Raw genomic sequence first — 20,796 nt, forward strand, 5'->3', positions numbered from 1 at the left:
GTGGCCGGGGCAGTCAACGTGCGCATAGTGGCGGTTCGGCGTCTCGTATTCAACGTGGGCCGTCGAGATCGTGATGCCACGAGCCTTCTCTTCCGGAGCCGCGTCGATTTGGTCATACGCCTTGAACTCGCCGAAGTACTTCGTGATCGCTGCCGTCAACGACGTCTTGCCGTGGTCAACGTGACCGATCGTCCCGATGTTAACGTGCGGCTTATTGCGCTCAAACTTACTCTTTGCCATTACCGGCTCTCCGTTTTCTTGTCCCCTGAGGGATCAATTCTTGTTATCGGTCAATTGGTATTCCGGTCACTTCTGACCGGAATACTTTGCCTGGATTTCCTGTGCGACGTTCGACGGAACCGGCGCGTAATGATCGAAGGTCATCGTGTACTGTGCACGGCCCTGAGACATCGAGCGCAGGTTATCGACGTACTTGAACATGTTCGCCAGCGGGACGTTCGCGCTGATGACGACGGCGATACCGCGGCTTTCCTGGCCCTGGATCTGGCCACGGCGAGAGTTCAGGTCACCGATAACGTCACCGACGTAGTCTTCCGGCGTTACGACTTCGACCTTCATCATCGGCTCGAGGAGCTGAGCGCCGGCTTCGCGAGCTGCTTCACGGAAGCAAGCGCGAGCAGCAATTTCGAAGGCCAGAACCGACGAGTCGACGTCATGGAAGGCACCGTCGATGAGCGTCGCCTTGACGCCGAGCATCGGGAAGCCTGCCAGCGGGCCCGAAGACAGAACGCTTTCGATACCCTTCTGAACACCCGGGATGTATTCCTTCGGAACAGCACCGCCGACGATCTTGGATTCGAACTTGAAGTCTTCGCCTTCCGGGTTCGGCTCGAATACGAGCTTGACGCGTGCGAACTGACCGGTACCGCCGGTCTGCTTCTTGTGCGTGTAGTCCTTTTCCGTCAGGCGCGTGATGGTTTCGCGGTATGCAACCTGCGGGGCACCTACGTTTGCTTCAACCTTGAACTCACGACGCATGCGGTCGACGATGATGTCGAGGTGCAGTTCGCCCATACCGGCGATGATCGTCTGACCAGATTCCTGGTCGGTCTTGACGCGGAAGGACGGGTCTTCTGCAGCCAGGCGGTTGAGCGCGAGGCCCATCTTTTCCTGGTCGCCCTTGGACTTCGGCTCGATCGCGATCTGGATGACCGGCTCCGGGAACTCCATGCGCTCGAGGATAACCGGCTTTAGCGGATCGCAGAGCGTGTCACCCGTCGTGGTTTCCTTGAGGCCGGCGAGAGCAACGATGTCGCCAGCATAGGCTTCTTCGATATCTTCACGCGAGTTGGAGTGCATCTGCAGCATGCGGCCGACGCGCTCGCGCTTGTCCTTGACCGTGTTCATGACCGAAACGCCCTTCTCCAGCTTGCCGGAGTAGATACGAGCGAAGGTGAGCGAGCCGACGAACGGGTCGTTCATGATCTTGAACGCGAGCATGGAAAGCGGCTCGTTGTCGTCAGCGTGACGCTCGATCTCGGCTTCCGTCTTGGCATCAATGCCCTTGATAGCCGGAATGTCGAGCGGCGACGGCAGGTAATCGACAACGGCGTCGAGCAACGGCTGAACACCCTTGTTCTTGAATGCGGTGCCGCAGAACATCGGATGGAACTTGACGTCGATCGTGCCGCGACGGACGAGCGCACGGATCTGATCGTTATCGGGCAGATTGCCTTCGAGGTAGGCTTCCATCGCAGCTTCATCGATCTCGACAACAGTCTCGATCAGCTTTTCGCGATATTCTTCAGCCTTGGCCTTCATGTCTTCCGGGATCTCGACGACGTCCCACTGGGCGCCGAGCGATTCATCGCGCCATACGAGAGCGTTCATCTCGACCAGGTCGATAACGCCCTTGAAGTCGCTTTCAGCGCCGATCGGCAGCTGCATGACAACTGCGGTCGCGCCGAGGCGGGTCTTGATCATCTCAACCGAGCGGTAGAAGTCAGCACCGGTTTTGTCCATCTTGTTGCAGAAGATCATGCGCGGAACATGATACTTCTCAGCCTGACGCCACACGGTTTCCGTCTGCGGTTCAACACCGGCATTGGCGTCGAGAAGCGCAATGGCGCCGTCGAGAACGCGCAGCGAACGCTCGACTTCGATGGTGAAGTCGACGTGGCCGGGAGTGTCGATGATGTTGAAGCGGCGGGTCTTGCCGTCACGGCCCTTCCAGAAGGTCGTGGTCGCAGCAGAGGTGATCGTGATGCCACGCTCCTGCTCCTGCTCCATCCAGTCCATCGTGGCAGCGCCGTCGTGAACTTCGCCGATCTTGTGCGACTTACCGGTGTAGTAAAGAATACGCTCGGTCGTCGTGGTCTTGCCGGCGTCGATATGCGCCATGATACCGAAATTGCGGTAGTCTTCGATTTTATATGCGCGAGCCATTGTGGACTGCCTTTCCGAAACCGTTCGGGATTACCAGCGATAATGCGAGAACGCACGGTTGGCATCAGCCATCTTGTGCGTGTCTTCGCGCTTCTTGACGGCAGCGCCGCGGTTGTTGGAGGCATCGAGAAGTTCACCGCACAGACGGTCGATCATCGTCGTCTCGTTACGCTTGCGAGCAGCGGTGATCAGCCAGCGGATGGCCAGAGCCTGGCGACGCTCAGGACGAACATCAACCGGAACCTGATACGTAGCACCACCTACACGGCGCGAGCGGACTTCAACGTGCGGAGCGATGTTATCCAAAGCCTGATGGAACACGCCGAGCGGCTCCTGCTTTGCCTTGCCCTGCACGGCGTCAAACGCGCCATATACGATGTTTTCTGCTACGGACTTCTTGCCGTCCAGCATGATGGCATTCATGAACTTGGTAACAACCAGATCGCCGAACTTCGGGTCCGGATTGATCTCGCGCTTTTCTGCTCTATGACGTCGGGACATGTAACTTCTCGTCTCTCAACTGTTGCGACGCTTAACCACGCGGAGAACCTCGCGCAGCGCCGGATTATCTAAAAATCCGAATTACTTCGGACGCTTTGCACCGTACTTCGAACGGCGCTGCTTGCGGTTCTTGACACCCTGGGTATCAAGAACGCCGCGGATGATGTGGTAGCGAACACCCGGAAGGTCCTTAACACGGCCGCCACGGATCATGACGACAGAGTGTTCCTGAAGGTTGTGACCTTCACCGGGGATGTAACCAATGACTTCGAAGCCGTTGGTCAGGCGGATCTTTGCGACCTTACGCAGAGCCGAGTTCGGCTTCTTCGGCGTCGTGGTGTAGACGCGGGTGCAAACGCCGCGCTTCTGCGGGTTCTCCTGAAGAGCGGGAACCTTGTTACGCTTTACCTGCGCCTGGCGAGGCTTGCGGATCAGCTGGTTTACGGTAGGCATTCAACCATCCCTTGTAAATCTATCTCGACACCCTTGCGGGCATGACTTTCGCCGTCACCGGCACCGACACACGTTCGTCTCAATGCGCAAAACGTGGCCCGATCCGCTCTCGCAGATGGACCACAGAAAAAGCAGAGGACACCAGAAGTGGCGTCGTGCGTGCAGCATTCGTGTCTTCAACGTGCGTTTAGAACCTTGTTTGAGGTGAACTCCAAGGCGCGTCGCCCCGAATAGCCATGCCTCACATGGGTTCCGATGGCGGCGGTACTACTGGTTTCCCGCCGGTTCGTCAAGGCCGGTTAAGAAATTATCTTTGTCATAAAGCCCGGAAACCCCGGCCAAACCAGCCATTTGGCGCATTGGATACGGAAATGCCGCCCCTTCGGCAAGATGGACTTTGGTATTTCGGCAAAATCCCTATAAGGAATCACGGAAGAACATTTCCATCCGACGGACCCAGGTGGCGAAAAGGAATCGCCGGGTCGATTCGATACTCCCGAAGGAAGATCCATGATTACTGCGCCAGATAACGACAACAATTCCGACGGCCCCATGGTCTTCATCATCATCGGCAAGGGTTATGAGACCGATGGCGGCGAAGGCATCGACTTGCATGTCATGCTGAAGGCACCCGACGACGATACCGCTGTACGCGAGGCGCTGAACGCGCTGGCCGAAGAGGGCTTCATCGAGGCGGACCTCGACCAGATCGGTCTCTTGACGGATATACCGGACGAAGAGCCGCATGCTTCTGCCTACCAGGGCGCGCTCGAAGGCGAAGTCGCGATCATTCGCTTCCGCTGATCGGGACAATCGCCCGCGGAAACGGCCTCCCCTCGCCTCATCGATTTTAGCATCGCACAAAAAGAAACCGCCCGGATCGCTCCGGGCGGTCTTGATTTGATCAATTCAGTACCAGCTTATTCGGCCGGGCTGTTCTCACTGGCGAGATCCTGCAGCATCGGCGTTGCGACGCCGGCATCCGTGCCCTTGCGGCGCTCTTCGAGGATGAGCTCGTCGCGGGCCGTGGCAATACGGCGGATCTGCGTCATGGTGCCGCCGGTACCGGCCGGGATGAGGCGGCCGACGATGACGTTTTCCTTCAGGCCCTGCAGACCGTCGGTCTTGCCGGCGATTGCAGCTTCGGTGAGCACCTTCGTCGTTTCCTGGAAGGATGCGGCCGAGATGAAGGACGGCGTCTGGAGCGATGCCTTGGTGATCCCAAGCAGAACAGGATCGCCATAAGCAGGCTTCTTGCCTTCTTCGATCAGGCGGTCGTTGGTATCTTCCAGCTCGATACGGTCAACGTTGTCGCCGACGATGTACTGGCTATCGCCCGCATCGGTGATCTCCACCTTCTGCAGCATCTGACGGACAATCACTTCGATGTGCTTGTCGTTGATGACAACGCCCTGCAAGCGGTAGACTTCCTGGATTTCGTTGACCAGGTAGGAAGCCAGAGCCTCCACGCCCTTGATCGCCAGGATGTCGTGCGGAGCCGGGTTACCGTCGAGGATGTAATCACCCTTTTCGATATAGTCGCCTTCCTGAAGGTGGAAGGGCTTGCCCTTCGGGATCAGGTATTCGACCGGCTCGACACCGTCTTCTGCCGGCTCGATGATGACGCGACGCTTGTTCTTGTAATCGCGGCCGAGGCGGATCGTACCATCGATCTCTGCGATGATGGCGTGGTCCTTCGGACGACGAGCTTCGAACAGTTCGGCAACGCGCGGCAGACCACCGGTGATGTCCTTGGTCTTGGCGCTTTCCAGCGGCGAACGGGCGAGAACGTCACCCTGCGACACCTTCTGACCCGGCTCGACCGACAGGATCGCGTCGACCGAGAGCAGGAAGCGAGCTTCGCCACCGCGCGAGAGCTTGGCGACATTGCCGCTGGCGTCCTTGATGACGATCGCCGGCTTCAGATCGGAGCCGCGCGGCGTCGAGCGCCAGTCGATAACCTGACGCTTGGTGATGCCGGTGGATTCGTCCGTCGCTTCGAGGACCGAGAGACCGTCGACGACGTCTTCGAAGTGAACCGTACCGGCCACTTCCGTCATCATCGGACGGGTATAGGGGTCCCACTCTGCCAGACGCTGACCGCGCTTTACCTTGTCGCCGTCATCGACATACAGCTTCGAACCGTAAGCGACGCGCTGCGAGGAGCGTTCAACGCCACGCTCGTCCAGGATCTGGACCGTCATGTTGCGGCCCATGGCAACGAGGTTGCCTTCGGAGTTACGCAGCATGTTGCGGTTCTTGATTTGAACCGTGCCCTCGTAGGAGGCTTCCAGGAACGACTGGTCGACCACGGTCGCCGTGCCGCCCAAGTGGAAGGTACGCATGGTCAGCTGCGTGCCCGGCTCACCGATCGACTGTGCGGCGATGACGCCGACAGCTTCGCCGATGTTGACAGGCGTACCGCGAGCAAGGTCACGGCCGTAGCAGACCGAGCATACGCCCGTCTGGATTTCGCAGGTCAGAGCCGAACGAATGCGGATCGACTGGATACCAGCCTTCTCGATCTCGATGACATCAGGCTCGAGGATCATCTTGCCGGCATCGACAATGCGCTCACCCGTGACCGGATGATCGATGTCGTCCAGGGCCGTACGGCCGAGGATGCGGGCGCCGAGCGAGGCGACGACCTGACCGGCATCGACGATGGCGGTCATGGTGAGGCCGTTTTCGGTACCGCAATCGATCTGCGTGACGATGCAATCCTGCGCGACGTCGACGAGACGGCGGGTCAGGTAGCCCGAGTTCGCGGTCTTCAAGGCGGTGTCGGCCAGACCCTTACGGGCACCGTGGGTCGAGTTGAAGTACTCGTTAACGGTGAGGCCTTCCTTGAAGTTCGAGATGATCGGCGTCTCGATGATTTCGCCCGACGGCTTGGCCATGAGGCCGCGCATGCCGCCCAGCTGGCGCATCTGGTTCGGCGAACCACGAGCACCAGAGTGGCTCATCATGTAGATCGAGTTCATCGGCTTCTGACGACCGGTCTTTTCGTCGAATTCGACGGCCTTAATGCGGGCCATCATTTCTTCGGCGACCTTTTCCGTGGCCTTGCCCCAAGCGTCGACAACCTTGTTGTACTTTTCGCCCTGGGTAATCAGACCGTCGTTATACTGCTGCTCGTATTCCTTCACGAGCGCTTCTGTATCGCCGACGATCTTAACCTTGGTATCCGGAATGACCATGTCGTCCTTGCCGAACGAAATGCCGGCGCGGCAGGCATGGGAGAAGCCGAGCTGCATAATGCGGTCGCAGAAAATGACCGTGTCCTTCTGGCCGCAATGGCGGTAGACCGTGTCGATCATCTTGGAGATGTTCTTCTTGGTCATTTCCTGGTTGCAGATGTCGAAGGTCACCTTGCCATGCTTGGGCAGGAGTTCGCCGATCAGCAGACGGCCGGGGGTCGTCTCATAGATCTTCGAATAAGGCTTGCCATCTTCGCCGACCGACTTGAAGCGGCCGCGGATCTTCGAATGCAGCGTCACGACCTTGTTTTCAAGCGCGTGATGCAGCTCGCCGAGATCGGAGAAGGCCATGCCTTCGCCCGGCTCATTCTGGTTCATGATCGACAGATAGTAGAGGCCGAGAACCATGTCCTGCGAGGGAACGATGATCGGCGCGCCGTTTGCCGGATGCAGAATGTTGTTGGTCGACATCATCAGCACGCGGGCTTCCAGCTGGGCTTCCAGCGAGAGCGGCACGTGGACGGCCATCTGGTCACCGTCGAAGTCGGCGTTGAAGGCCGTGCAGACGAGTGGGTGCAGCTGGATGGCTTTGCCTTCGACCAGCGTGGGTTCGAAGGCCTGGATACCCAGGCGGTGCAGCGTCGGTGCGCGGTTCAAGAGAACCGGATGCTCGCGGATGACCTCGTCGAGGATATCCCAGACTTCCGGCTTTTCCTTTTCAACCAGCTTCTTGGCCTGCTTGACGGTCGAGGAATAACCCTTCGCGTCGAGGCGGGCATAGATGAACGGCTTGAACAGCTCGAGCGCCATCTTCTTCGGCAGGCCGCACTGATGCAGCTTCAGTTCCGGACCGGTCACGATGACCGAACGGCCGGAATAGTCGACGCGCTTGCCGAGCAGGTTCTGACGGAAGCGGCCCTGCTTGCCCTTGAGCATGTCGGACAGCGACTTCAGCGGACGCTTGTTGGCACCGGTGATGACGCGGCCACGACGGCCGTTGTCGAACAGCGCATCGACAGATTCCTGCAGCATGCGCTTTTCGTTACGAATGATAATGCCCGGAGCGCGCAGTTCGATGAGGCGCTTCAGACGGTTGTTACGGTTGATGACGCGGCGGTACAGATCGTTCAGATCCGAGGTCGCGAAGCGGCCGCCATCGAGCGGAACCAGCGGACGCAGGTCCGGCGGGATGACCGGGACGACCTTCATGATCATCCATTCCGGACGGTTGCCGGATTCCATGAAGTTCTCGACGATCTTCAGGCGCTTCATCAGCTTCTTCTGCTTGAGATCCGACGTCGTGTCGGCAAGCTCGGAACGCAGGTCGCCGGCGATCCTTTCAAGATTCATGCTGGCCAGCATCTCGTAGATCGCTTCAGCGCCGATCATGGCGGTGAACTGGTCTTCGCCATATTCGTCGACGGCGAGCATGTACTCTTCTTCCGTCAGGAGCTGATGCTCCTTGAGCGCGGTGAGACCCGGCTCGGTGACGATGTAGTTTTCGAAGTAGAGAACACGCTCCACATCCTTCAGCGTCATGTCGAGCAGCGTCGAGATGCGCGAAGGCAACGACTTCAGGAACCAGATGTGGGCAACGGGAGCGGCGAGCTCGATATGGCCCATGCGCTCACGGCGAACGCGCGACAGCGTGACTTCGACGCCGCACTTTTCGCAGATGATGCCCTTGTACTTCATGCGCTTGTACTTGCCGCACAAGCATTCGTAGTCCTTGATCGGTCCGAAGATTCGTGCGCAGAAAAGACCATCACGTTCCGGCTTGAACGTACGATAGTTGATCGTTTCCGGCTTCTTGATCTCGCCATAAGACCAGGAAAGAATCTTCTCCGGCGACGCAATCGAAATCCGGATGGAATCGAAATTCTGCGCAGGCACCTGCGGATTGAAAAGATTCATGACCTCTTGGTTCATGCCTATCTCCTTTAGGGGCGAAACGCCCTCGAATTGCGAACAGTGCCGGCAAATCCCGGGAACCGGACTGACGCTTTAAAACCGCCTTGCGGCGCCATGCATCCGAAGGGACGCCAACGGCGCTGCAATATTCCAAGCGGTGCGCGCTGACCGACAGCGCGCACCCTGACAGGCTATTACTCGGCTGCGTCCGGAAGCTGGCTTGCCGTCTGCAGATCGTCGACCTTGGAGTTTTCCAGTTCGACGCTGAGGCCCAGCGAGCGCATTTCCTTGACGAGAACGTTGAAGCTTTCCGGAATGCCCGCCTCGAAGGTGTCGTCGCCACGAACGATGGCTTCGTAGACCTTGGTGCGGCCGGCCACGTCGTCCGACTTGACCGTGAGCATTTCCTGCAGCGTGTAGGCTGCACCGTAAGCTTCGAGCGCCCAGACTTCCATTTCGCCAAAACGCTGGCCGCCGAACTGCGCCTTACCGCCCAGCGGCTGCTGGGTGACGAGCGAGTACGGACCGATCGAACGGGCGTGGATCTTGTCGTCGACAAGGTGGTTCAGCTTCAGCATATAGATGTAGCCAACCGTGACCTGGCGGTCGAACTGCTCGCCGGTACGTCCGTCGTACAGCGTCGACTGGCCGGTTTCCTTGAGACCTGCCATTGCCAGCATCTTGTTGACGTCGACTTCGCCAGCACCGTCGAAGACCGGGGTTGCGATGGACACGCCACGCTTCCACTGGTCGGCCAGACGCAGAACCGATGCATCGTCGTACTCGTGAACGTCGTCGCTCTTCGGGCCATCGCCAACGACCAGATCGATCGTCTTGCGCAGAGGCTCGATGTTGCCGCTTGCCTTGTAGGCTTCGATCAGTTCGCCGATCTGACGACCCATGCCGGCGCAAGCCCAGCCGAGGTGCGTTTCGAGAATCTGACCGACGTTCATGCGCGAGGGCACGCCGAGCGGGTTCAGCACGATATCGACATGCGTACCGTCTTCGAGGAACGGCATGTCCTCAACCGGAACAATGCGCGAGACCACGCCCTTGTTCCCGTGACGGCCTGCCATCTTGTCGCCCGGCTGGATCTTACGCTTCACAGCGACGAAGACCTTGACCATCTTCATGACACCCGGAGGCATTTCGTCGCCGCGCTGGACCTTTTCGACCTTGTCCATGAAGCGCTGTTCAAGGCGCGACTTGGATTCGTCGTATTGGCCACGCAGTGCTTCGAGCTCGCTCTGGACCTTTTCGTCCTCGACGGCGAACATCCACCACTGCGAACGCGGATACTCGGAAACGACGGCGTTCGACAGTTCCGTGCCCTTCTTGAAGCCCTTCGGACCAGCAAGAGCAACCTGACCGCGCAGCATCTCGACCAGACGACCGTAGACGTTACGGTCGAGGATCGCCTGTTCGTCGTCACGGTCCTTGGCAAGGCGTTCGATCTCTTCGCGCTCGATCGCCATGGCACGCTCGTCCTTTTCGACGCCGTGACGGTTGAAGACGCGAACTTCGACGACCGTACCATAGGTGCCGGGCGGCATGCGCATGGAGGTATCGCGAACGTCCGATGCCTTTTCACCGAAGATGGCGCGCAGGAGCTTTTCTTCCGGCGTCATCGGGCTTTCACCCTTCGGCGTGATCTTGCCGACGAGGATATCGCCCGGCTGAACTTCGGCGCCAATGTAAACGATGCCGGCTTCGTCCAGGTTCTTCAGCGCTTCTTCCGAAACGTTCGGAATATCGCGGGTGATTTCTTCCGGACCGAGCTTGGTGTCGCGTGCCATCACTTCGAATTCTTCGATGTGGATAGAAGTGAACACGTCGTCTGCAACGATACGCTCGGAGAGCAGGATCGAGTCTTCGTAGTTGTAGCCGTTCCACGGCATGAACGCGACGAGCACGTTGCGGCCGAGGGCCAGATCGCCGAGGTCGGTCGACGGACCGTCTGCCAGGATGTCGCCCTTGTTGACCACGTCACCGACGGTGACCAGCGGGCGCTGGTTGACGCAGGTGTTCTGGTTCGAACGCTGGAACTTCATCAGGCGGTAGATATCGACGCCGGACTTCGACGGATCGAGGTCTTCGGTGGCGCGGATAACGATACGCGTTGCGTCGACCTGGTCGACCACGCCGCCGCGGCGGGCGCCGATAGCAGCACCGGAGTCACGCGCGACGACCGGCTCCATGCCGGTACCGACGAACGGAGCTTCAGCACGCAGAAGCGGCACGGCCTGACGCTGCATGTTCGAGCCCATGAGAGCGCGGTTGGCGTCGTCGTTTTCCAGGAACGGGATCAGAGCGGCAGCGACCGAAACCAGCTGCTTCGGCGAGACGTCCATCAGGTTGATGTTGTCGCGCGGAGCGAGCATGACTTCGCCGGCATGACGGCAGACGACGAATTCCTCGATGAAGGAACCGTCAGCGTCGAGCTCGGCATTGGCCTGAGCAACGTAGTACTTCGCCTCTTCCATTGCGGAGAGGTAGAGCACGTCGTTGGTCACCTTACCGTCGATGATACGGCGATAAGGGCTTTCGATGAAGCCGTACTTGTTGACGCGAGCAAAGGTCGCCAACGAGTTGATGAGACCGATGTTCGGACCTTCCGGCGTTTCGATCGGGCAAATACGACCGTAGTGCGTCGGATGAACGTCGCGGACTTCGAAGCCGGCGCGTTCGCGGGTCAGACCGCCCGGGCCGAGAGCCGAAAGACGGCGCTTGTGGGTGATTTCCGAAAGCGGGTTCACCTGGTCCATGAACTGCGACAGCTGCGAAGAGCCGAAGAATTCGCGGACGGCAGCGGCAGCCGGCTTTGCGTTGATCAGATCCTGCGGCATGACCGTGTCGATTTCGATCGAGGACATGCGTTCCTTGATCGCACGTTCCATGCGCAGCAGACCCAGGCGATACTGGTTTTCCATCAGCTCGCCGACCGAACGGACGCGGCGGTTGCCGAGGTTGTCGATGTCGTCAATCTCGCCCTTGCCGTCGCGCAGCTCGACGAGCATCTTGACCACAGCCAGGATGTCGTCCTTGCGCAGGATGCGGACGGTGTCTTCGACGTCAAGGTCGAGACGCATGTTCATCTTCACGCGGCCGACGGCGGAGAGATCGTAGCGCTCCGCATCGAAGAACAGCGAGTTGAACATGGCTTCGGCCGATTCCATGGTCGGCGGTTCACCCGGGCGCATAACGCGGTAGATGTCGAACAGAGCGTCCTGGCGGTTCTCGTTCTTGTCCGCAGACAGGGTATTGCGGATGTAGGCGCCGACATTGATGTGGTCGATGCCGAGAACAGGGATCTCGTCGAAACCGGCGTTCAGGATGACCGGCAGGGTCTTCTCGTCGATTTCGTCGCCGGCTTCGAGATAGATCTCACCGGTCTGGAAGTTGACGATATCTTCTGCCAGGAACAGGCCATACAGCTCTTCGTCGGTCGCCTTCAGAGCCTTGAGGCCCTTGTCCTGCAGCTGACGCAGCAGGCGCGGCGTGAGCTTCTTGCCGCCTTCGACGACGACTTCGCCGGTGTCGGCGTCGATCATGTCGGCAACGGTCTTGGCGCCCTTCAGCGTTTCCGGCTTGAAGGGAATACGCCAGCCATCGCCGTCGCGCTGGTAGAGCGACTTCGTGTAGAAGGTCGACAAGATGTCTTCGCCATCCATGCCGAGCGCCATCAGCAACGACGTTACCGGAATCTTACGGCGGCGGTCGATACGGGCGTAGACGATGTCCTTGGCGTCGAACTCGATATCGAGCCAGGAGCCGCGATACGGGATGACGCGAGCAGCAAAGAGCAGCTTGCCGGAGGAATGGCTCTTGCCCTTGTCGTGATCGAAGAAGACGCCCGGCGAACGGTGCATCTGAGACACGATCACGCGCTCGGTGCCGTTCACGATGAACGTACCGTTGTTCGTCATGAGCGGCATGTCGCCCATGTAGACGCTCTGTTCCTTGATGTCCTTGATGGACTTCGCGCCCGTATCCTCGTCGATATCGAACACGATCAGACGGAGGGTCACCTTCAGCGGCGCGGCGTAGGTCAGGTCGCGCTGGCGGCACTCATCGACGTCGAACTTCGGCGGTTCGAACTCATAGGAAACGAATTCCAGCATGGAAGCGCCGGAGAAATCGGTGATCGGGAAAACCGACTTGAAGACAGCCTGAAGACCTTCGTCCGGGCGGCCGCCCTTCGGTTCTTCGACCATGAGAAACTGATCGTAGGACGCCTTTTGAACCTCGATGAGGTTCGGCATCTCTGCGACTTCGGGAATCTTACCAAAAAACTTGCGTACGCGCCTGCGACCGTTGAACGAAAGGGTCTGAGCCATCGTCGCTCCTTTAAAATCCTGCACCCGGGCCTGCAACGGATGGGAACCGCTGGCCAGGCGACCCCATCAATCAATGAGTAGTTCAATCTCGTCTATCTAACCGAAAACCGCTCAGCCGGATTGCGTCGCGGTTCGGTTTGAGACCATCCTCTTGAAGAACCCATTACCCAAAAGCCGTTTTGCCCGCGGCTTTTGGGTAATTCGTTCAGAAAAACGGCAAATGGGAGGTAGCAAGAAGCCACCTCCCAAAGCAGTTTCAAGCTTACTTAACGTCGACCTTAGCGCCGGCGTCTTCGAGCTTCTTCTTGATGTCAGCGGCTTCAGCCTTGGAAACGCCTTCCTTGACAGCCTTCGGAGCGGCTTCAACGAGGTCCTTGGCTTCCTTGAGGCCGAGGCCGGTGATGCCGCGGACTTCCTTGATGACGTTGATCTTGTTCGCGCCGGCATCAGCGAGGATGACGTCGAACTCGGTCTTTTCTTCTTCAGCAGCTGCAGCAGCGCCGCCAGCACCACCAGCAACGGCAGCAACAGCTACCGGAGCAGCGGCGGAAACGCCCCACTTTTCTTCGAGAAGCTTCGACAGTTCTGCGGCTTCGAGAACGGTCAGCGAGGAGAGGTCGTCTACGATCTTTGCGAGATCAGCCATTTTTGTAGTTCCTTTTGTTCGGTTCGAACTGGTTGGTTATGAACAGCGAAAAACCGCCTTACGCGGCTTCGTCCTTCTTGGCGTAGGCCGAGAACACGCGAGCAAGCTGGCTTGCCGGCGCTGCAACAACACCTGCGATGCGGGTAGCCGGAGTCTGGATCATGCCCAGCAGCTTCGCGCGCAGCTCGTCCAGCGAAGGCAGGGTCGCGAGCGACTTGACACCTTCGGCGTTGAGCGTTGTTGTTCCCATGGCGCCGCCCAGAACAACGATCTTATCGTTGCTCTTGGCGAAATCCACGACGACCTTCGGAGCGGTAATCGGGTCATTGCTGTATGCGATCAGCGTCTGACCGGTGAAGAGATTGGAAATCCCTTCCGCATCCGTGCCCTGAAGAGCAATTTTGGCCAGGCGGTTCTTCGCGACTTTGACGGTGCCGCCAGCAGCGCGCATCTTGGAACGGAAATCGTTCATCTGAGCGACTGTAGCACCAGCATAGTGGGCCACGACAACCGAGCCCGAAGCCTTGAAGACTTCGTTCAGTTCCGTGACGAATTCGCGTTTTTCCGCTCTTTCCACTGCTTTTCTCCAGTTGACAGGACCGGGTTAACGGACCTGCCGGGTTGCCTTTTGCCTCCTGGGATCAATGAGATCCCAAGCGACGCTTGAGGATCCTGTCCCCTCGCGCTCGAGCCTGACGGCTCCAAGGCACAAGGCATCCAAGGCTCGAACCGAGTTCATCGAAGCGAAGCTTCTTCAAAATTCGGGTCTTACCCGTCTCATGCAGGCTTAAGTGATTAAGGGATAACCACCTGCAATCTCGGACAGGAATTCCGGATTTCTCCGGAAATCCCGGCCCCGAAGGGCCGGGAATTCTTAAAATACCAGGCTAACGCCCGGCAAAATCAATCAGGCGCTCGGCGCCGTGACGGACGACGGCTCGATCTTGACGCCCGGACCCATGGTCGAGGAGATCGCTACGCGCTTGACGTAGTTGCCCTTGGCGCCAGCCGGCTTTGCCTTGATGACGGCGTCGGCGAAAGCGCGGATGTTTTCTTCCAGAGCCTTGGCGTCGAAGGAAGCCTTGCCGATACCGGCATGGACGATACCAGCCTTCTCGACGCGGAACTCGACAGCGCCGCCCTTGGAAGCTTCAACAGCACCCTTGACGTCCATCGTGACGGTGCCGACCTTCGGGTTCGGCATCATGCCGCGCGGGCCGAGAACCTTACCGAGACGGCCGACGAGCGGCATCATGTCCGGGGTGGCGATGCAGCGATCGAAATCGATCTTGCCGCCCTGAACGATTTCGACCAGGTCTTCCGCACCGACGATGTCAGCGCCAGCAGCCTTGGCTTCATCAGCCTTGGCGCCACGAGCGAAGACAGCAACGCGAACCGTACGGCCGGTGCCGTTCGGCAGGTTGACGACGCCGCGAACCATCTGGTCGGCATGACGCGGGTCAACACCGAGGTTCATCGAGATTTCGACGGTTTCGTCGAACTTGGCGACGGCACGTTCTTTGACCATGTTGATGGCCAGATCCAGAGCATAGAGCTTGGTCGGATCAACGCCTTCACGAATCTTCTGAATACGCTTTGCTACCATGGTCTTAGCCCACCACTTCCAGGCCCATCGCGCGGGCAGAGCCCTCGATCATGGCCATTGCGCCTTCGATATCGGCGGCGTTCAGATCCTTCATCTTGGCTTCGGCAATTGCCTTGACCTGAGCCTTGGTCAGGGTGCCAGCCTTGGCGCCCTTGCCCGGGGTCTTCGAGCCGGACTGGATCTTCGCTTCCTTCTTCAGGAAGTAGCTGACCGGCGGCTGCTTCATGACGAAGGTGAAGGACTTGTCCTGGTAGTAGGTGATGACGACCGGGATCGGCATACCCTTTTCCATTTCCTGCGTGGCGGCATTGAACGCCTTGCAGAACTCCATGATGTTAATGCCACGCTGACCAAGCGCAGGACCGATCGGCGGCGACGGATTCGCCGAGCCGGCCTTGACCTGCAGCTTGAGCTGGCCTGCAACTTTCTTAGCCATTTCTCTCTGCCTTTCTACATGACCGGTTGCCCGGCCTACTATGCCGAATCGCTCCGGCGGCTGCGGTTGCGTGGTACGGATCACCAGGCCCGGCTAAGACCCTACCCTTCCACGCGGATTGCGGCTTGGCCGCGAGGTATAAGCAAGCATTTGCTTATATCCAAACTCGAACGAAAGGCCAGCCGCCAGGCCAACCTTTCGCAGAAATCACAATCAGACCTTCTCGACCTGGCTGTACTCCAGCTCGACCGGCGTAGCGCGGCCGAAAATCGACACTTCCACCTTCAGGCGCGAACGCTCTTCGTCCACATCCTGAACCGTGCCGTTGAACGAAGCGAACGGACCATCGGAAACGCGGACTTGCTCGCCGATTTCGAAGGATACGGAAGCCTTCGGCCGCTCAACGCCTTCCTGGACCTGACCGAGAATGCGCTCGGCTTCATAATCCGGAATCGGAACGGGCTTATTGTCGGAGCCGAGGAAGCCAGTGACCTTCGGCGTATTCTTGATCAGGTGGTAAGCCTCATCCGTCAGGTTGGCGCGCACAAGCACGTAACCCGGGAAGAACTTACGCTCGCTGTCGACCTTGCGGCCGCGGCGAACCTCAACAACCTTTTCGGTCGGCACAAGGATCTTCTCGAACAGATGCTCGAGCCCCTTCTGCCTGGCCTTCTCCTCGATGGATTCAGCCACCTTCTTTTCGAAATTAGAGTAAGCGTGGACGATGTACCAACGTGCCGCCATGTTCATCTCCACCCGATATCAGTTGCCGGTATTCAGCACGTAGCTGAGAATCCAGCCAATGAGCTGGTCGGCAGCAAAGAAAAACAGCGAGGCGAAAACGACCATGACGAGCACCATCACCGTCGAGATCATCGTCTCGCGACGCGAGGGCCAAGTGATTTTCGACGTCTCGGAGCGCACCTGCCGCAGAAACGCTAGTGGATTCGTTTTGGATGCCATTGACTGCCCACGCAATTACGGCGCGTAAAGCTGAACATATCAGCCCCACGCACCGCGTGTCTGTTAAACCCTACATAAACACCGATTCCCGATTTAACAAGAGGCAATACGGTGTTTTCTAAAATTTGCCGACAAACCGGCATGACCCTCAACCCAAGAAGCTGCGAAACGACGCGCCAGTCAAGTCAAGGAAAATGGCAGGGGCAGCAGGGCTCGAACCTACGACCTGCGGTTTTGGAGACCGCCGCTCTACCAACTGAGCTATACCCCTTCTTCCTTCGAATATTCGCTTCAGGCGGTGGACCGCCCGAGCAGTTCGAAGACATGGCGCTCCCTTTAAGGCGGGACGAAACGATTGGCAAGAGCGTTTTTTGCTTTTTCCCAATCGAACCCGCAACTTCACAGAGGACATGCCTGAGCGGACAGATCTGCCGGACGGTCAAAGCCGCGGCAAATGCTGCAGAAAGGATGCCCCTCGCCTCATTGCTCTCCGGGAGAGCCTTTCGGCCTGCGCTTCAGAAATTTCGGCCTGAGGCGACGCATAAAATTGTCCGCAGAGCGAATCACATTGGTCAGGGAGATCAGCTTGTCTATTTCTGCGTCGGTATTGCCGAGCCGCTCCGACAAAACCTCGGCCGCAGCCAAAGCAATCTCGGCCGAAGGCACTTCCGTGAAGCGCTGGGCAAGGCTGATATAAGGGTTCAATGCGACCCCACCATGGATGGTGATCTTTCCCAACCGGGCAAACAAGCGCAGAAAGGTCTGCTCGAAACTCCAGTCGTGGGCGGAAACCACCCTCCACTTCTGGCTGCGCCGGGCCGAGAAGCCGGCAAGCACGATCTTGCCGGGCAATTTTAGATCGCTGAGCCAAAGGGCCATGGCAAAACCGCTCGTCGGGGTCTTGCCTTCCGTATAGAAATCGGAGCAGAAGCCCACGAGATCGAGGTGGCCAGTCGGCGCCCCCTGGAAGTCGGCGGCGGGATTGAGCTTCTCTTCCAGACCAAGGCGGATATTCATGACGCCGAGGAAATATTCCTTCGGAAAGAACTTGACCACCTCGCCCACCTCGCCGCGATAGACGATGTTGGCGCCACGCGGCTGACCACGGGAGATCAGCAGTGAATGCCCATGGAACGGTCGATCCAGAACCTTGTAGACCTTGTTGAAGAAGACGAAGAGCGCAGTCTCAGGAAACTGCGCCTGCAGGCTTGCGATATCGACCGCATCGCTATTGGCGACCAAGACGATATGGGAAAACCCCGTCAATATGGTCCGCCATTCGTCGGCGCTGTTCAAACCGGTCGCGGAGCCCGCAGCCGGTATGCCGACATCGATATTTCCCGTCGTCTTGTTGTGGTCCAAATCGCTCACTTCTGCTGGACGTGCAGCATGCGGTCGCGCATGGCGAACCATTCTTCAGCGTAGTCGTCGTTGCGATATTCGTCGAAATACGGGCCGCCATCGGTGAAGTGCACGAGCTTGGCATCTTCGCGATAGTCATATTCGTTGACGAGATAGTTCCATACGACCGGCACCTCGCCGATCTGATCGTCATTCTCCAGCCACTTGAACTGATGAAGCTGAAGGCCTGTCGCCGTATTGACGAAATCCTTCGTCAACGCCGTGCACTTGGCATTGTTGAACAGGATCATGCTCGACCAGTTCTTCTTTTCATACTTCGTCTGCGTCTGGCCGAGGAACTTGGTTTCGATCTTCGGCTGGTAGTCGTGCTTGACGCACATGGCGGCATAACGGTCGTCACGCAGCGCCCAAAGCTCGGCGATATCGGCGCGGGCGAGCATGTCGCAATCCATGAAGATGCTCCAGCCCTGGTAATCGCTGAGGTAAGGCACGAGGAAGCGCGAGAAGGAAAATTCGGTGGATTGCAGCGGGTTGCGCTCGCGCGTGAAAATGCCCTCGAGATTGTTGAGCACGATCGGCGAGAACACCACCGGAATTGACGAGCGCTCGATGATGCTCTGGGTCAGGACGTGATAAGCCACGACCTCCTTGGAATCGAACCCGACGAAAATACGTGCAACATTATCCTTCATGATACCTCCGAAACGGCTGAGCGCCTGCAGGCCAGCCGGCTATTATCTTTCGCCGCGACGCAAATCGCACGCTGCTCACCCTTGAGGCCCATCAGCCGGAGGGTGGTTCAAAACAGGCGCGCGGATATACCGAACCATGCGCTGCAATCTCTAGGAGATGCTTCGCGAACGCAACCCTACTTAAATAAACGGCTGCTTTTGTCGAGTGTTTGGGGAAGCATTTTTGGTTTTGTTGCGTAACAAATGGAGAGGCACCCTACTCTGGATCGATGCCTTTGCCGGACGCCAACACACAGCGCCCGGCCGATTGCAGGGACTATGTGCCCTCAGACCTTCACATATTTCCGCCAGTCGTGCTCTTCCTTGAAGCCTAGGACCTCGCGGATCTTGCGATTGGACAAGAGCCCCTCATATTCACCGATTTCGCGTGTGAAGGGCACATTCGGAAAATGCTTCGCGGCAAGTTCGCGCGATGGCGTATTGGCCGAAACCGTATCGTTGGCGGCATTGAACACCTGGAAGCCGAGGCCGTCCTTTTCGATGCAGAGATGGACGATCTGGCCTAGGTCGCGGGCGTCGATATAGCTCCAGGCAATGCGCTTGCGGATTTCGCTGTTGGCGAAAAACTCGGGAAAACGCTCATATTCGTGGGGCTCGATGACGTTGCCGATGCGCAGCGCATAGATGTCGATGCCGAATCGCTCGGCGAAAGCCCGAGCCGTCTTCTCGTTTACGACCTTGGACAGACCGTAGGAATCCATCGGGTTGACATCATAATCCTCCTCCAGCGGAAACTGGTGAAAATCGCGATGGCCTTCGGCAAAGCAGACGCCATAGGTCGTCTCGCTGGAAGCGACGATGATCTTCTTGATGCCAAGCTTCGCGGCCGCCTCGATGACATTGTAGGTGCTCATCGTGTTGATGCGGAAGGTCTCGTTGTCCGGTTTGATCAGAATGCGCGGGATTGCGGCGAAATGCACGACGGCGTCGAAAGGCTGGACACCCCTGACTTGATCGAGATCGGGAAAATCGCGATGCATGGTCAGGACGTTATAGACTTGTCCCGCATCGGTGACATCGGCCTGCAGATTGGTGACGCCGGGGCTATTCAGCGGCACGAGATCGACATTGTGGACCTCGTAGCCGGCATTCACCAGCCACGGAACCGCGTGACGCCCTGCCTTGCCGCTGCCGCCCGTGAACAAAATACGTTTCTTCATGAAAATCTCCTCCTTGGAAAATCGAGCGATACATAGGCCCTTGCGCTCATTTCGCAAGACACGGCTTGGTGAGCGGAGGCTCTTCCGCCAAGATAATCGAATAGAGACGGCCAGCCTGCCAAAGAGGCTAATGGCGACTGGAACCATTACAACGGCGGCAAGAGCGATTTCGTTGCCGATATCGTGCGCCGCGCGAAGGTCGAATTCGGATCGACGAAAAATATCACCGACTGGTGATAGTATCTTCCGACTAATCGAGCAGGTACTTCAGTACAGTATCCCCGCTCTGCTTCAGCGAAAGATGGCTTGTGTCGAGAATCTCAAGGCCGGATGTTTGGGCTTCGCGGCGCAGATAGGCTGCCCCATTCATCATGTTCGCGTCGGCAAGTTCCGGCTGGCCTCTCCCAGCGGACAAGCGATGTGTCCTCGTTGCATCATCGCAATCGATCAATATGAGGCGATAGTCATCGGCCCTGGCAGCCCTGGCAGCCTCCACGACGAAGGATGGCCGCATCTGCCCTTCGAAAAGAATGGCCGTGCCCTTCTGCGCTCGCGGCATAAGCCGTTCCAGCCATTCGATGGTCTTGTCGCGCTGTCAAGCCTCGGGCGAACCATGATCCCTGACCATGCATCAAGCGACGGTACGCCGATGCTGTCGAAATGATAGACGGCTAACCATCGCGCATGGTCCCGGGCTGTTGCCGCCGCAATAGCAGTCTTTCCCGACCCGGAGGCACCGGTAAGAATGATCAGGCTCATGCACCATCTCCCAACACAAAAAGGCCCCGCTGTTTCCAGCGGGGCCTTCTTATAAAGGATACAGGAATAATCCGAAGATTACTCGACGATGCTTGCAACGATGCCTGCGCCGACGGTACGGCCGCCTTCGCGGATGGCGAAGCGAAGCTTTTCTTCCATCGCGATCGGAACGATCAGCTCGACGTCAACCGTGACGTTGTCGCCTGGCATAACCATTTCCGTGCCTTCCGGAAGCGTCACGATGCCGGTCACGTCAGTCGTACGGAAGTAGAACTGCGGACGGTAGTTCGTGAAGAACGGCGTA

General features: G+C 58.3%; 18 protein-coding genes and 1 tRNA gene. 1 reads left to right on the plus strand and 18 read right to left on the minus strand.

Annotation, left to right across the window (positions count from 1 at the left end; genetic code table 11):
* The 4 genes from PH558_RS33650 to rpsL all read right to left on the minus strand — a co-directional run.
* Nucleotides 1-240, minus strand: a 240-nt coding sequence (locus tag PH558_RS33650) for a GTP-binding protein (RefSeq protein WP_234836723.1), incomplete at its 3' end; no start/stop codon positions are given.
* Nucleotides 241-306: 66 nt separating this feature from the next.
* Nucleotides 307-2,406, minus strand: a complete 2,100-nt coding sequence (gene fusA / locus PH558_RS33655; RefSeq protein WP_095434666.1) for an elongation factor G — start codon at nucleotides 2,404-2,406, stop codon at nucleotides 307-309.
* A 30-nt stretch (nucleotides 2,407-2,436) separates the two neighbouring features.
* Nucleotides 2,437-2,907, minus strand: coding sequence for a 30S ribosomal protein S7 (gene rpsG, locus PH558_RS33660; RefSeq protein ID WP_069614847.1), 471 nt, complete (start codon nucleotides 2,905-2,907; stop codon nucleotides 2,437-2,439).
* Between the two features lie 81 nt (nucleotides 2,908-2,988).
* The gene (gene rpsL, locus PH558_RS33665) at nucleotides 2,989-3,360 is read right to left on the minus strand and encodes a 30S ribosomal protein S12 (RefSeq protein WP_003507760.1); all 372 of its coding nucleotides are present in this window, start codon (nucleotides 3,358-3,360) and stop codon (nucleotides 2,989-2,991) included.
* Nucleotides 3,361-3,870: 510 nt separating this feature from the next.
* Here rpsL and PH558_RS33670 point away from each other — a divergent pair.
* Nucleotides 3,871-4,164, plus strand: a complete 294-nt coding sequence (locus tag PH558_RS33670; protein WP_004123433.1) for a hypothetical protein — start codon at nucleotides 3,871-3,873, stop codon at nucleotides 4,162-4,164.
* A 116-nt stretch (nucleotides 4,165-4,280) separates the two neighbouring features.
* On the opposite strand, the gene rpoC is transcribed toward PH558_RS33670, so the two are convergent.
* The 14 genes from rpoC to PH558_RS33740 all read right to left on the minus strand — a co-directional run.
* On the minus strand, nucleotides 4,281-8,489 hold the full coding sequence (rpoC, locus tag PH558_RS33675) for a DNA-directed RNA polymerase subunit beta' (protein ID WP_285208524.1): 4,209 nt from the start codon (nucleotides 8,487-8,489) through the stop codon (nucleotides 4,281-4,283).
* A 176-nt stretch (nucleotides 8,490-8,665) separates the two neighbouring features.
* Nucleotides 8,666-12,808, minus strand: coding sequence for a DNA-directed RNA polymerase subunit beta (gene rpoB / locus PH558_RS33680; protein WP_095434663.1), 4,143 nt, complete (start codon nucleotides 12,806-12,808; stop codon nucleotides 8,666-8,668).
* A gap of 262 nt (nucleotides 12,809-13,070) precedes the next feature.
* On the minus strand, nucleotides 13,071-13,454 hold the full coding sequence (gene rplL, locus PH558_RS33685; protein WP_095434662.1) for a 50S ribosomal protein L7/L12: 384 nt from the start codon (nucleotides 13,452-13,454) through the stop codon (nucleotides 13,071-13,073).
* A gap of 58 nt (nucleotides 13,455-13,512) precedes the next feature.
* The gene (rplJ, locus tag PH558_RS33690) at nucleotides 13,513-14,031 is read right to left on the minus strand and encodes a 50S ribosomal protein L10 (protein WP_095434661.1); all 519 of its coding nucleotides are present in this window, start codon (nucleotides 14,029-14,031) and stop codon (nucleotides 13,513-13,515) included.
* 330 nt (nucleotides 14,032-14,361) lie between these two features.
* Entirely contained in the window at nucleotides 14,362-15,060 is a 699-nt protein-coding gene (gene rplA / locus PH558_RS33695; protein WP_285208525.1) for a 50S ribosomal protein L1, read from the minus strand.
* Nucleotides 15,061-15,064: 4 nt separating this feature from the next.
* Nucleotides 15,065-15,496: a 50S ribosomal protein L11 gene (gene rplK, locus PH558_RS33700; protein ID WP_069614842.1), complete on the minus strand. Its 432-nt coding sequence runs from the start codon at nucleotides 15,494-15,496 to the stop codon at nucleotides 15,065-15,067.
* Nucleotides 15,497-15,709: 213 nt separating this feature from the next.
* Entirely contained in the window at nucleotides 15,710-16,240 is a 531-nt protein-coding gene (gene nusG, locus PH558_RS33705) for a transcription termination/antitermination protein NusG (protein WP_004123460.1), read from the minus strand.
* An 18-nt stretch (nucleotides 16,241-16,258) separates the two neighbouring features.
* On the minus strand, nucleotides 16,259-16,459 hold the full coding sequence (gene secE / locus PH558_RS33710; protein ID WP_069614841.1) for a preprotein translocase subunit SecE: 201 nt from the start codon (nucleotides 16,457-16,459) through the stop codon (nucleotides 16,259-16,261).
* Nucleotides 16,460-16,654: 195 nt separating this feature from the next.
* A tRNA-Trp gene (locus tag PH558_RS33715) sits at nucleotides 16,655-16,730 on the minus strand.
* A 209-nt stretch (nucleotides 16,731-16,939) separates the two neighbouring features.
* The gene (locus PH558_RS33720; RefSeq protein WP_285208526.1) at nucleotides 16,940-17,821 is read right to left on the minus strand and encodes a 3-deoxy-manno-octulosonate cytidylyltransferase; all 882 of its coding nucleotides are present in this window, start codon (nucleotides 17,819-17,821) and stop codon (nucleotides 16,940-16,942) included.
* A gap of 5 nt (nucleotides 17,822-17,826) precedes the next feature.
* On the minus strand, nucleotides 17,827-18,513 hold the full coding sequence (locus PH558_RS33725) for a glycosyltransferase family protein (protein WP_069614840.1): 687 nt from the start codon (nucleotides 18,511-18,513) through the stop codon (nucleotides 17,827-17,829).
* A 326-nt stretch (nucleotides 18,514-18,839) separates the two neighbouring features.
* The gene (locus PH558_RS33730) at nucleotides 18,840-19,733 is read right to left on the minus strand and encodes an NAD-dependent epimerase/dehydratase family protein (protein WP_285208527.1); all 894 of its coding nucleotides are present in this window, start codon (nucleotides 19,731-19,733) and stop codon (nucleotides 18,840-18,842) included.
* Nucleotides 19,734-19,983: 250 nt separating this feature from the next.
* Nucleotides 19,984-20,292: a hypothetical protein gene (locus PH558_RS33735; protein WP_285208528.1), complete on the minus strand. Its 309-nt coding sequence runs from the start codon at nucleotides 20,290-20,292 to the stop codon at nucleotides 19,984-19,986.
* Between the two features lie 278 nt (nucleotides 20,293-20,570).
* Nucleotides 20,571-20,796, minus strand: a 226-nt coding sequence (locus PH558_RS33740) for an EF-Tu C-terminal domain-related protein (protein ID WP_483314156.1), incomplete at its 5' end; no start/stop codon positions are given.

It is taken from the genome of Rhizobium pantanalense, from assembly GCF_030182525.1.
GTDB lineage: Bacteria > Pseudomonadota > Alphaproteobacteria > Rhizobiales > Rhizobiaceae > Rhizobium.